This window comes from Mediterraneibacter catenae (genome assembly GCF_008691045.1).
GTDB lineage: Bacteria > Bacillota > Clostridia > Lachnospirales > Lachnospiraceae > Mediterraneibacter > Mediterraneibacter ornithocaccae.
The window spans coordinates 38,201-51,793 of record NZ_VMSO01000013.1 but is presented as its reverse complement, the minus strand read 5'-3'; the positions used below and the strand labels follow the sequence as shown (position 1 = coordinate 51,793).

12 protein-coding genes are annotated in these 13,593 nt (G+C 45.9%); all 12 read right to left on the bottom strand.

Annotation, left to right across the window (positions count from 1 at the left end; all coding sequences use genetic code 11):
* Window positions 1-12: 12 nt before the first annotated feature.
* The 12 genes from FNY66_RS10495 to FNY66_RS10440 all read right to left on the bottom strand — a co-directional run bounded on the left by FNY66_RS10495 (window position 13) and on the right by FNY66_RS10440 (window position 13,505).
* Entirely contained in the window at window positions 13-1,062 is a 1,050-nt protein-coding gene (locus FNY66_RS10495) for a hypothetical protein (RefSeq protein WP_150311113.1), read from the bottom strand.
* Window positions 1,059-1,463: a hypothetical protein gene (locus tag FNY66_RS10490; RefSeq protein WP_190324828.1), complete on the bottom strand. Its 405-nt coding sequence runs from the start codon at window positions 1,461-1,463 to the stop codon at window positions 1,059-1,061. The genes FNY66_RS10495 and FNY66_RS10490 overlap by 4 nt, the downstream gene beginning before the upstream one ends.
* Before the next feature lie 70 nt (window positions 1,464-1,533).
* A complete protein-coding gene (locus FNY66_RS10485) occupies window positions 1,534-2,220 on the bottom strand; it encodes a ComF family protein (RefSeq protein ID WP_324613916.1) in 687 nt (228 codons plus the stop codon).
* A 17-nt stretch (window positions 2,221-2,237) separates the two neighbouring features.
* Window positions 2,238-4,460, bottom strand: a complete 2,223-nt coding sequence (gene recD2 / locus FNY66_RS10480) for an SF1B family DNA helicase RecD2 (RefSeq protein WP_150311112.1) — start codon at window positions 4,458-4,460, stop codon at window positions 2,238-2,240.
* Window positions 4,461-4,542: 82 nt separating this feature from the next.
* On the bottom strand, window positions 4,543-5,532 hold the full coding sequence (gene mreB, locus FNY66_RS10475) for a rod shape-determining protein (protein WP_087151551.1): 990 nt from the start codon (window positions 5,530-5,532) through the stop codon (window positions 4,543-4,545).
* Between the two features lie 228 nt (window positions 5,533-5,760).
* Entirely contained in the window at window positions 5,761-8,607 is a 2,847-nt protein-coding gene (uvrA, locus tag FNY66_RS10470; protein WP_150311111.1) for an excinuclease ABC subunit UvrA, read from the bottom strand.
* Between the two features lie 50 nt (window positions 8,608-8,657).
* A complete protein-coding gene (uvrB, locus tag FNY66_RS10465) occupies window positions 8,658-10,643 on the bottom strand; it encodes an excinuclease ABC subunit UvrB (RefSeq protein WP_150311110.1) in 1,986 nt (661 codons plus the stop codon).
* Window positions 10,644-10,646: 3 nt separating this feature from the next.
* Complete coding sequence (locus FNY66_RS10460; RefSeq protein WP_087151534.1) at window positions 10,647-11,138, bottom strand: NADAR family protein; 492 nt, start codon at window positions 11,136-11,138, stop codon at window positions 10,647-10,649.
* Between the two features lie 30 nt (window positions 11,139-11,168).
* Window positions 11,169-11,603 carry a hypothetical protein gene (locus tag FNY66_RS10455; protein ID WP_087151535.1) on the bottom strand — a complete coding sequence of 145 codons (435 nt, stop codon included), beginning with the start codon at window positions 11,601-11,603 and terminating at the stop codon, window positions 11,169-11,171.
* Window positions 11,604-11,614: 11 nt separating this feature from the next.
* Window positions 11,615-12,274: a DUF3990 domain-containing protein gene (locus tag FNY66_RS10450; RefSeq protein WP_087151536.1), complete on the bottom strand. Its 660-nt coding sequence runs from the start codon at window positions 12,272-12,274 to the stop codon at window positions 11,615-11,617.
* A 134-nt stretch (window positions 12,275-12,408) separates the two neighbouring features.
* Window positions 12,409-12,726: a hypothetical protein gene (locus FNY66_RS10445; protein WP_150311109.1), complete on the bottom strand. Its 318-nt coding sequence runs from the start codon at window positions 12,724-12,726 to the stop codon at window positions 12,409-12,411.
* 359 nt (window positions 12,727-13,085) lie between these two features.
* On the bottom strand, window positions 13,086-13,505 hold the full coding sequence (locus tag FNY66_RS10440; RefSeq protein ID WP_087151552.1) for an HIT family protein: 420 nt from the start codon (window positions 13,503-13,505) through the stop codon (window positions 13,086-13,088).
* Window positions 13,506-13,593: the final 88 nt, after the last annotated feature.

The following is a 13,593-nucleotide window of genomic DNA, read 5'->3' as shown; positions in this document are numbered from 1 at the left end:
TCACCGCCTTATTTACTCGGTTTTCCCCTTTTCCTGGTCAAGTCCGAGCTCTTTACTTAAGCTTCTTGTCAGAAGTATCTCTTCTGTATTTGTATTCCCGGTTTCCTCAGGTGCGGTGTCCTGTTTCTCACGGGGCTTGTTTCCTGTAATATGTTTTACTTCTTTTTCAGGAACAGAAACTCCGACTTTCGGAACCGCCTTTACATAATAGTAGTATTCATCATCCTCAAACTGTATATTCTCTGTTCTGGAATAATCAACCGAGAAGAAAAGGAATTCCAGAACCAGTCCGACTGCAATCCCCAGTATGGCACTGACAACAATCTCCGCATAGGAAATCCCTGCATCCAAAGCAATATTACCTGCTGCAGAAGCGATCACGCAGACAGCAGCTCCTGCTGCAGAGGCAATCTTCCACGCATGATCCACGGCCCGTGTACGAATCAGATTCACTACAAGTATCCCCAGCACGACAGTCACCACCATCAGCCACATTTCTTTGCTCGTCAGTACCTGCCTGGTAAAACTCATCAGGCTGTCAAAAAGCCCCTCCGCATCTGCGCTTCTGAACGCCGCCGCGGAATCCTTAACAAAATCCACCATATAAAATGCTATCACACCACAGGACGCCGGCACGATCCATACCGGTGTTCCCATAAGTCCGAACACAACCGGAATCACAAGCGGAATCTTAAGTCCGAAAGCGAGCGCTGCAAGAAGAACCAGCCATGCCTTCTTCGGGGTAAAACGGAAATAAAAAATATACATCACCAGAAAGATAACCAGTGAAACTGCGGCGATCGGCAGTGATAGTGAATAAAAATGTACAAGGATGAGAACCGCTGCTGCCGTGACCATCACGATCATTGGGAAAAAAGTACAGATTACCGCCAGACCTACTGTACAGAAAACAGAGGAAGCCATTTCCATGAAACCTATATTGACATTGATCAGGCCAAACAGGACAAGGCCAAGTATAAGCTGCAGTGCTTTCAGAATATAAGTGGAATGCTTCGCGTATATTTCCCGCAGCTTTTCTCTCCAGACAAATAACGTACTCATGATCTGTGTATCTCCTTTTTTTGACTCATTTTTTCCAGTCGGGATAAATCCCGCATATATTTTTTCATTCTCTGTTTAGCCCGGATATGTTTTTTCCTGTAAAATGAACCTGCCCCGATTCCATATATGATCAGGAGAGACAGATAGGATACAAGAACAGCCGCTGCAATGAGAAGGAGCCTTGCTATCGTGATGCCTTCCACCAGGTCTACACCCACCGCCAAAACCAAAAGAAGTGCAAGCAGGAGATATCCCGCGGTCACCCAGATCAGAGTAATCCATGTATTTATACTTGAGTAATCTTTCTGATAATAGCCGGTGATTTTTATATCTTCTTCCCCATATTTCTTTTCATAGATTGAAGCTCTTGTCATCAGACGTACTTTTCTCTTATCAATCATAACGCTTTTACACGTCCTTCCTATGTACTGCATACTATTTCAGTCCATTATGTTTTAGTATATCATATACTCAGATACCTTGTCCAATGCTTATGGTTAAAAAGTAAACATTTTGAACCCCTGCCATTCTGAGCATTTTTGCGGCTTTATTGAGCGTTGCCCCAGTCGTATAAATATCATCTATGAGAAGTGCATTTCTGCATGGTTTCCACGTTTTTGAAACTGCAAATGCCCCCTGCAGATTTGCCTGTCTTTTCTTTCTTCCGAGGCTTTTCTGTGGCGCCGTCTTCCTTATTCTGAACAGTGCATTTGTACACACTGATATTCCTGTCGCATCGGAAAGTTCGCGGGCTATGATTTCGGCCTGATTAAAACCGCGCTTTCTCATGCGGGATCTGTGAAGAGGGATCGGGATGATCTGCTCAATCTCCCAGTTACTGATCTGACTCCTGTAATGCTCTGCCAATTCACAGGCAAATATCTTTCCGAAGCTGCGCCTGTTATGGTATTTAAATCTATACAGCGCTCCGGCGACTGGTTCTCTGTGCATCCACAGATTCAGTCCGCAGTTCAGATAAGATCCGTGTTCCCTGCAGTCAGGACAATACTCCTCTGTATCTGTACGGAGCGGTTTTCCGCACTTCATGCAGCGCGGTTCTTGTATATATACAATTTTCTTCCTGCATCTCTCACAGATCCCCTCGGGCGATATCCGGCCGCAAAACGGACAGACTGCCGGATAGAGAAGCCCGAGGATCCAATCCGCAGCTATATTCAGAAGGGAGCCTGATACTCTCTGATTCTTTCCGCCAGACTTGTATATCTCTCCTGCTCGTTTTTGTTTTGTATCATTTCCTGGAATACCGCATCACTCCCCACGATCGTCAGACATTTCTTAGCCCTGGTCACTGCTGTATATAATAGGTTTCTTGTATAGAGAAGTCTTGGACCCGGCAGAAGCGGAATAATCACTGCCGGATACTCACTCCCCTGGGACTTATGCACCGTGATCGCATAGGCCAGCTCCAGTTCTTCTGTCATATCATATCCGTATTTGACTTTTCTCGCCTCATCAAACTCTACTTCTATTGTTTCCGTATATTCATTGATTTCCGTGATTATCCCCATATCACCGTTAAAAATCCCAGTGCCGCTGTCTACCGTCAGTCCGAACTTCGTCGTAATCTCCCACTCAAGCTGATAATTATTCTTGATCTGCATTACCTTGTCGCCTTCGCGGAAAAGGCGGCCGTTAATTTCCTTTTCGTTCTTCTTCGGGTCTTCCGGATTCAGATATCTCTGCAGGATCGTGTTAAGCCGCTCTACTCCCAAAAGCCCTTTTCTTGTCGGTGTCATGACCTGAATATCATTTTGACCGGCATGCACGTACTTCGGCAGCTTTTTCTGGATCAGCATAATAGTGATCCCTATGATCGTATCTGCATCCTGGCGCTTCAGGAAAAAGAAATCTCGGCTCTTATTATCCAGCACGACAGGTTCTCCTGCATTGATTTTATGTGCGTTGACAACAATATCACTTTCTCCCGCCTGCCGGAAAATCCTTGTCAGCGTTACAACAGGGAACTGTTCGGACGCGATTACATCTTTAAGGACACTGCCCGGCCCCACGGATGGAAGCTGATCCACATCCCCCACCAGGATCAGGCGTGTTCCCGGTACAACAGCAGACAGAAGCGCATGCATCAGCGGCAGATCGACCATTGACATTTCATCGATAATGATCACATCTGCTTCCAGAGGATTCTGCCGGTTTCTCAGGAAACCGCCCACACTCTCTTCCTCCTCCGGATTGACATTGACTTCCAAAAGCCGATGGATCGTCTGTGCCTCATATCCGGTAGCTTCGGTCATTCGCTTGGCTGCCCGGCCGGTGGGCGCGGCAAGAAGGATGCTCATGCCTTCGCTGTCAAAAAAGCGGATCATCGTATTGATAGTTGTCGTTTTACCTGTTCCCGGTCCTCCTGTCAGAATGAGCAGTCCGTGTTTAATAGACTCGATCACTGCTCTGTGCTGCATGGGGTCAAGCTCGATCTGTTCTGTCTCCTCCACTTTAGAGAGCCGCCGTTCCATCATGTCCTCCGGCATGTCACAGTTGATATCAAGATCATGGAGCATTTTGGCTGTATTGAGTTCCAGATAATAATAATGAGCCGGATAGATCCGTATCTCTCCATCCTCTTCTTTCATCACAGTCTTCTTCTCAATACAAAGATCCATGATATGCTTCTCTATGTCATGGATCTCCACCCCGAGAAGCGCTCCCGCTCTCCGCATCAGGATCTCCTGCGGCAGGAACACATGCCCTTCACCGACTGCCTGCTGCAGAGTATAAAACAATCCGCTCTTGATCCGGTAATCAGAATCTGTATGTATGCCGATACGCGCTGCGATCTCATCTGCTGTCTTGAACCCTACGCCTTCGATATTGTCAGCAAGCTGATATGGATTTTCCTCAAGCACTTTGTATACACGCATACCGTAATATTGATAAATCTTTGCCGCAAGCTTTGTTGAGATTCCGTATTTCTGGAGATAGATCATTGCCTTACGCATATCCTTCTTCTCCTCAACCTGTACCGCGATCTCTCTGGCTTTGCGCTCACTGATTCCCTTGATCTCCGCCAGCCTTTCCGGCTCCTCCTCTATGATCCGAAACGTGTCTTTCTTGAACTTCTTTACGATCCGGCCGGCCAGAGCTGCACCCACACCTTTAATTGCACCGGATCCCAGATACTTTTCGATCGAAATAATATCTTCCGGCTCCTTTACTGTATGGGAGATTACTTTCAATTGAGTGCCGTATACGTTGTGGTTTACATATTCCCCTGACAGCTCCAGCAGTTCCCCTTCATTGATGAAGTTAAAATTTCCCACGCAGGTCACTTCACCGTCGTCATTTCCCAGATGAAATACTGTATAGCCGTTTTCCTCATTGCGGAACACAATATGCTCCACGTAACCTGTAACTGTTTCCAAAATTTAACCCTTTCATTTACGCAGAACAGGGATGTGTCTTACCGCTCACATCCCTGCTGATAACCATTCCCACGGCAGATACTCAGAAATCCTTTCTGCCGCTCATAAACTCTACAAACTCGCCGGTTCCAATAGCCACCACTTTCATCGGATCTTCGGCAGTCATTGTATTGATCCCTGTCTTTTCTTCAATCAGTTCCTCAAGTCCCCGAAGCATCGCTCCTCCTCCTGTCAGGACAATCCCCCGGTCGAGGATGTCCGCCGAAAGCTCCGGAGGCGTCTGCTCCAGAACTGAGATGACAGCCTCAACGATCTGGCTGGTGGCTTCCCTCAAAGCCTCCTCCGTCTCGGAAGAAGTCACTGTGACAGTCTTCGGCAGTCCGGTCACAAGGTTTCTCCCTCTGACTTCCATCGTCTCCTCTTCCACGAGAGGATAGGTTGTCCCGATCTTTATCTTGATATCCTCCGCGGTTCTCTCACCGATCAGAAGATTATGTTTCTTTCTCATATAACGGACGATTGCCTCGTCAAAATCATCTCCCGCGACTTTAATAGAAGTGTTGACTACTGTGCCGCCAAGAGAGATAACAGCGATATCTGAAGTCCCGCCGCCGATATCCACGATCATGTTCCCGCATGGTTTAGCGATATCAATCCCGGCACCTATGGCTGCCGCCACCGGCTCCTCGATCAGATGAACCTCTCTCGCCCCGGCCGCAAATGTAGCTTCTTCTACTGCCTTCTTCTCCACCTCAGTCACTCCGCTCGGTACACAGATACTGATGCGCGGCTTCTTAAAAGTACGTCTCCCGAGAGCTTTCTGTACGAAATACTTGATCATCTTCTCCGTCACTGTATAGTCTGAAATCACACCCTGACGCAGCGGCCGAACCGCTACGATATTCCCCGGTGTTCTTCCGAGCATGAGACGTGCTTCCTCGCCGATCGCTTTTATCACATTTGTATCCCTGTCAAAGGCAACGACCGAGGGCTCTTTGAGCACAACGCCCTTGCCATGGACATACACCAGTACACTGGCAGTACCAAGATCGATCCCGATATCTACTGACATATTCAATTCTCCCTTCCAAATCTTTATACTCTTTCCCGCGAAACCGCTCTGCTTCGTAATGGTAACCGGATTGTATCCACTCCTGCGCAGAGCATCCCTGTATCTCACTCCCTATAGGTTTTCTCTTACTATCCGTACGACGGAATACAGGCAGGTTCCCTCCTCCTGCCTGTCCGCATTATCCAGTATAATAGACTTTCTAAAAAATGGAAAGCTTTTTTTCGGATTTTATTTTCTTTTCAGCATTTCATCTATATATTTCCCTGTGTAGGACTTTTCATTCGCCGCCACTTCTTCCGGAGTGCCGCAGGCTACCACCGTACCGCCGCGGTCACCGCCCTCGGGACCGATATCGATGATATAGTCCGCCGTTTTGATCACATCCAGATTATGCTCAATAACGATGACCGTGTTGCCGTCACTGGCGAGTCTCCGGAGTATCTCAGTCAGCTTATGCACGTCCGCAAAATGCAGTCCTGTTGTAGGTTCATCTAATATATACACGGTCTTTCCTGTACTGCGTTTGCTCAGTTCCGCCGCCAGTTTGATCCTCTGCGCCTCTCCTCCGGAAAGTTCCGTTGAGGGCTGTCCCAGACGGATATACGAAAGCCCGACGTCATATAGTGTCTGCATCTTTCTGCGGATGCTGGGTACATGTTCAAAGAACGCCAGAGCTTCTTCCACAGTCATATTGAGTACATCGTAAATCGATTTGCCTTTATATTTTACTTCCAGAGTTTCACGGTTATAACGTTTACCGCCGCAGACTTCGCAGGGCACATACACATCCGGCAGGAAATGCATCTCGATCTTGAGAATACCGTCACCGGCACATGCCTCGCACCTTCCGCCTTTGACATTAAAGCTGAATCTGCCCTTCTTATATCCTCTGGCTTTGGCGTCCGGTGTTGCTGCAAAAAGATCGCGGATAAGATCAAAGACACCTGTGTAAGTCGCCGGATTAGACCTCGGTGTACGCCCGATCGGCGACTGATCAATATTTATCACCTTGTCTACCCTGTCCAGTCCCTCGATCTTTCTGTGTTTTCCGGGAATAGTACGCGCACGGTTCAAATCACGTGCAAGCCTCTTGTAAAGGATCTCGTTTACAAGGGAGCTCTTCCCCGATCCTGACACTCCTGTCACGCATGTCATCACTCCGAGCGGGAATGCAACATCGATGTTTTTCAGGTTATTTTCCTTTGCACCGATCACCTTCAGCCATCCGTCCGGTTTCTTGCGTTCCTCAGGCACCGGAATTTTAATCTTTCCGGATAAGTATGCCCCTGTAACGGAATTTTTATTTTGCATGATCTCTTCCGCTGTGCCGGCCGCCACAACTTCTCCGCCGTGTTCGCCGGCTCCCGGCCCGATATCCACAATATAATCTGCCGCCAGCATGGTGTCCTCGTCATGCTCAACTACGATCAGTGTATTTCCAAGATCCCTCAGATGCTTGAGAGTGGCAAGAAGCTTATCATTATCCCTCTGATGGAGCCCGATGCTCGGCTCATCTAATATATACGCCACTCCCACAAGTCCGGATCCGATCTGTGTAGCAAGGCGGATACGCTGCGCCTCCCCGCCTGACAGCGTTCCGGTAGCACGCGACAGTGTAAGATAATCCAGTCCTACATCCATCAGGAACTGTATTCTTGCCCTGATTTCTTTTAGAATCTGTCCTCCGATCATCATCTGTGTGTCAGACAGTTTCAAATCTTTCAAAAACTGCTGAAGCTTTTCTATGGAAAGAGAAGTCACTTCTGCAATGTTCTTATCAGCGACAGTTACTGCCAGTGCGCCGGGTTTCAGTCTTTGTCCGCCGCAGGCGGAACAGGGCGTAACATTCATAAATGTCTCATACTCTGCTTTCACCGTTTCTGAACCGGTTTCCCTGTATCTGCGCTCCACATTTTTGATCAGCCCTTCAAAAGCTACGTCGTAAACGCCCTCCCCGCGCTGTCCTTTATAGAATACTTTTACACTCTTTCCGTTTGTACCGTTTATAAGGATGTCATGTATCTTTTTCGGATATTTTTCAAACGGTGTGTCCAGATCAAAGTTGTATTCTTTGCAAAGTGCATCCAGAATTGCCCTTGTAAAGCTGGACTTATCCGTACAGGACTGCCAGCCGAGCACCGCGATAGCTCCCTCGTTGATAGAGAGCGACGGATCCGGGATAATCAGCTCTTCCGCAAATTCCATCTTGTATCCCAGTCCGTAACATTCCGGACATGCTCCGAACGGATTGTTGAATGAGAAGCTCCTCGGCTCAATCTCCTCGATGCTGATCCCGCAGTCCGGGCAGGAAAAACTCTGGCTGAAGTTCATCGGTTCACCATCGATCACATCAACCACTAAAAGCCCCTCGGCCAGATGAAGCACGCTCTCCACGGAATCTGTCAGACGCTTTTCGATCCCGGGCCGAACGATCAAACGATCCACAACAATCTCAATATTGTGCTTGATATTCTTCTCAAGTGCAATATCCTCTGACAGTTCATACATATTGCCGTCTATACGGACACGGACATACCCGCTTCTCTTGGCACGTTCCAGAAGTTTTGCGTGAGTCCCCTTGCGTCCCCGCACAACAGGCGCCAGAAGCTGGATCCTTGTCCGTTCCGGCAGAGCCATGATCTGGTCCACCATCTGGTCCACTGTCTGCTTGGCGATCTCCCTGCCGCACTTCGGGCAGTGAGGAATACCCACTCTCGCATAAAGAAGACGGAAATAGTCATAAATCTCCGTCACAGTTCCCACTGTGGAACGGGGGTTATGGTTTGTAGACTTCTGGTCAATGGAAATCGCCGGCGACAGGCCCTCGATGCTCTCCACATCCGGCTTCTCCATCTGCCCTAAAAACTGTCTCGCATAGGAGGACAGTGACTCCATGTATCTCCTCTGCCCCTCGGCATAAATGGTGTCAAAAGCCAGCGATGACTTTCCCGACCCGCTCAATCCGGTCAGGACAACCAGCTCGTTTCGCGGGATGTCCACATCTATATTTTTCAGATTATTTTCATTAGCACCCCGGATCCTGATGTATTTCCGGGCATCCATCTTAGTTCCCATGTATGTCTTATGTTTCCTTCCTATATTTCATTTATCGTAACAATTCCGAATCATTCAAGGTCATTCAGCATCTTCTTAAGATCAACCAGCTTGTCACGCAGCTCGGCTGCCGCCTCGAAGTTCAGTTCCGCCGCGGCTTTCCTCATCTGTTTCGTCATATCCTTGATAAGTTTCTCCAGTTCTTTTGTGCTCATGGATTCCGGATCTTTCTCCATGCGCATCTCTTCCGCCGCAACTTTCTTTGAAATACTGATCAGATCGCGGACAGATTTCTGGATCGTCTGCGGTGTGATGCCATGCTCTTCGTTGTATTTCATCTGAATCTCTCGACGGCGCTTTGTCTCGTCGATCGCCATCTGCATAGACTCCGTGACAGTATCTGCGTACATAATGACATGGCCTTCTGCATTACGTGCAGCACGCCCAATCGTCTGGATCAGAGATGTCTCTGAACGCAGGAATCCTTCTTTGTCCGCATCCAGGATCGCCACAAGAGTGATCTCCGGGATATCAAGTCCTTCTCGCAGAAGGTTAATACCGACAAGCACATCGAACACATCCAGACGCATATCACGGATAATCTCTGTCCTCTCCAATGTATCTACATCAGAGTGAAGATATTTCACACGGATACCCACTTCGCGCATATAATCTGTAAGGTCTTCTGCCATCCGCTTGGTGAGTGTCGTCACAAGCACCTTATTTTTCTTGGATACTTCTTTATTAATCTCGCCGATCAAGTCGTCGATCTGTCCCTCCACCGGACGCACGGATACCTCCGGATCCAGCAGTCCTGTAGGACGGATCACCTGCTCTGCCCGCAGGAGCTCATGCTCTTCCTCATATGGTCCCGGTGTTGCCGATACGAACATGACCTGATTTATCTTACTCTCAAATTCTTCAAAATTCAAGGGGCGGTTATCCTTCGCCGATGGGAGCCGGAAGCCATAATCTACCAGCGTGGACTTTCTCGACTGATCCCCGTGATACATGCCGCCGATCTGTGGGATTGTCTTGTGAGACTCATCGATCATCATAATAAAATCATCCGGGAAATAATCAATCAGCGTATAAGGCGGCTGTCCCGGCGCAAGTCCCGCCAGATGCCGCGAATAGTTCTCAATCCCCGAACAGAATCCGGTCTCTTTGAGCATCTCGATATCAAAGTTCGTACGCTCCGCGATACGCTGTGCCTCCAGGAGCTTATCCTGACGCTTAAACTCTTTCACCCGCTCGTCCAGTTCTTCCTCGATATCATGCACTGCCCTCTTTATATTCTCTTTATCCACAACATAATGCGACGCAGGGAAGATTGCCACATGCTTCAGTTCGTCTTTTATCTCTCCAGTAAGAATATCTATCTCTGTGATACGGTCGATCTCATCCCCGAAGAATTCAACCCTTATCGCAGTCTCGCTCTCATATGCGGGTATGATCTCAAGCACGTCACCCCGCACGCGGAACGTACCGCGATGGAAATCCATATCATTGCGGTCGTACTGAATCTCGATCAATTTCGCCATCACTTCGTCCCTGTCCTTCACCATGCCCGGGCGCAGGGAGATCACCATATTCTGGTAGTCCACCGGGTTTCCCAGACCGTAGATACAGGATACACTGGCAACGATGATCACGTCGCGTCGTTCTGTCAGCGCCATCGTGGCGGAGAGGCGGAGTTTGTCAATCTCCTCGTTGATGGCGGAGTCTTTGGCGATGTAGGTGTCAGAGGAGGGGACGTAGGCCTCGGGCTGGTAATAGTCATAATAGGAGACAAAATATTCCACTGCGTTATCAGGGAAAAATTCCTTGAACTCGCCGTAGAGCTGTGCCGCCAGAGTTTTGTTATGAGCAATGATCAGCGTCGGTTTATTCAGTTGCTGGATGACATTTGCCATCGTGAATGTTTTTCCGGAACCGGTGACGCCCAGAAGTGTCTGGCACTGGTTGCCTTCCTTGAAGCCCTTGACCAGGTCGGCGATCGCCTGGGGCTGGTCGCCAGTCGGTTTGTATTCTGATACTAATTCAAAATGATCCATGATTTATCCCTGCTCCTTTTTCTGATGTTTGATTTCTTCCCTGACACGCATCAAAATTTTCCCTAACAGATTTTGGCCTCTCCACCTATCTATGCAATGCCTGTTCTCATCTTTCATAGAAAGGCCAATTCCCCAGATCCGATCTTTTACAGCGCATTCCGAAATTATTTCTTCACCTGTCTTCTCCAGGTTTTCAGCAAGTTCAGGATTCTGACGGAATTTCTCGCGTACACCTTTATAAACAATTTCTTCTCTTACCTTTATCCAGATCTTATCATCAAAATGCTGTACAGATCTGCCTAATGCTTTTATATCTGCTACATTATCTGTCTGTAAAATCTTCTCTGCTGCTTCTTGATCTTGAAACAGCAATGCCTTTTCATACATCATATACTGTTCCATTGATGAAAACTTAATGCCATCAACTGTAAATTCAGACAGATACCAGTTGCTCAAATATCCATTCTCTTCTTCCGGATTATGAAAACAGATCATATCTCTTTCCCCCCGTAATTATCAGCAGCTTTATGGTACATTAAGCTCACACTGCTCTCCTACCTTACGAACAGCCACATACAAATCAAGATCATGCAGGCCCGGATATGCTTCAAACATAAATTTAACCGGGACCAGTTTAACGACTTCTTTGCTTGGTAGTCGGTATATCCATTGAAATAATGCATAAAACTGTCCAATCCAGTTTGGAGCAAATCCTCCTGCCATTTTTCCATGCTTTGGTTCATATTTATCATTTTCCAGGAAATAATTGTATAATGTTTCTGCATCCATTGTACAGACATAAGCCTGTCCTTCATCGACCATAGTTCTTGTATAGCTTTTCATATATGACTCTATAAAATCCGCCACATCAATTCCAGGATAATGTTCTTCTGCATATTCAAATAATTTTCCTTGATTTTCAACAACTTCTTCCAAGTAACTTTTACTGAACACTTCCATGATCTTACCTCTTATATTAATTTACTGAACACATTTTCAATCTTATTTTTATCAGAGTTGATCAAAGCATACATTGCCTCTCTTGCTGTTCTGTCACGCTGTGTATATTGCGGATTCACCTTATTATACTCAATTTCTTGCAACGCCGCAAAATCTTCTCTGAGACATTGAAATGCTTTTTCTGTCTTTAAACAGTACTGAATTCCCAAATCTCCCAATTTTAATAACTCTGGTAAGATATCAAGATCTACTTCATCCCGGACAAAACACTTGGCAATATAAAAATATGATGCATTTGCACGCCAGCCTTTGATCACGTCATATTTTTCTGTAGATACCTGATATTTTTGAATGAATTTAGGCGCTAATACTCTATATCTTCGCCCTGTATCTGCATCCCGATGTTTCATAAGCTCTGCAAGCCACGAAAGTATATCATATTTTTCAAAGTCCAATATCTTTAATACGCTGGTATCCAGTACAAATTTATGTACCCACCCATTCTTTTCAATCGGATTGCATACGGACCATTCAGATGCTAACACCGGACTTCCGGTCAGATAAAATCCTTTTCCGTAATCATGCTTGTCATTTCCCAATCCGTATGTCGGTACAATTTGTTTATCAGGCCTTCCATGATATAAAACAAGTTCATTTCCCTTGTTGCTCATTGCGATCTTCTTTATACTCAATAAAAATATGTTTCTTATTGTTCAAATTGGTGAAACACTGTTTCCCTAATTAATCTCTCGAATAAACCAGAATATACTTTTCATATTGCCATTTGAACATAAATCCAATAAAACTAATTTTTGAATTCGCCTCCATTGGACTCTTCTACATCATTATCTGATAACATGATATTTTCATCATCCGGCATAAAGTCTAAAAAATCACGAAAATTTTTCTTTTGTTCATCTGAAATATTTTCATTTTGTAATATTGCTTCTTTTATTTTGCCAAGTTCGTTTTGCAATGTATAAATTTGTGAATGCAATGACTCACTGTTCGAAATCATTACCCTGAATTCTTCTTGATCCAATGCTTGCATTTCATACAATGACAAAATATCTGCTCTGTATGTTAACTCTAACAATATTTGAAAATCTAATTCATCCGCCATAAACCTATATAATATCTGATTTGTTTTTTGAGGATGTTCCTCCTCTATTTCATCACAATTTTTTACCAAAAGTCACAAAATCATTTTGTCCACTTGGTATCATCCAGTCCGTTTCATCTTATTCCGTCCACAAAATCCGGATGAAAAAGCACTAAAACTTCACTAAAAAGAATCTGATAATCTGCAGTTTTTATTCCACTCTCCCGCTATTATAGCAGAATATGAAAGCAAAGTACAGAACAAACATTCGGGTTTCTTCTATGTATTCAGAATATACTTATCCACAGCAATATTTAAAACAAAAATAAGACACAGAACATCCCTGCTCTATGTCTTATTCTTATCGACCACATTTTCAATTATAAGTTCTCTTTGATCTTACGGATCATTTCTTCATACTCTTCCTCCGAGAGATATGTCTTCTGCGGATTCATCTGGAACACTCCGCCCCATTCATCTCCGCCTTTATATTTAGGCACGAGATGCATATGCAGATGGCATCCGGTATCGCCGTACGCACCATAGTTCACCTTGTCCGGACGAAATGCCTTATGAAGTGCATTTGCAGCTCTTGCAACGTCGTCCATAAACGCATCCCGCTCTTCTTTTGAGATGTCTACGATCTCACTGACATGATCCTTGTATGCGACGATACATCTTCCGGGTTTGCTCTGCTCTTTGAAAAGAATCAGGGAACTTACACTCAGATCACAGATATAAATTCCGAACTGATCCAGAAGTTCACCGCGCATACAGTAACCGCAATTTTGATCTTTTATAAAAATCACTCCTCCGCTTTCGCCGTTTTCTTTCATTATATCACCTGAGACGAAGAAAACCACGATTTTTTGAGGACAAGTGTAAATC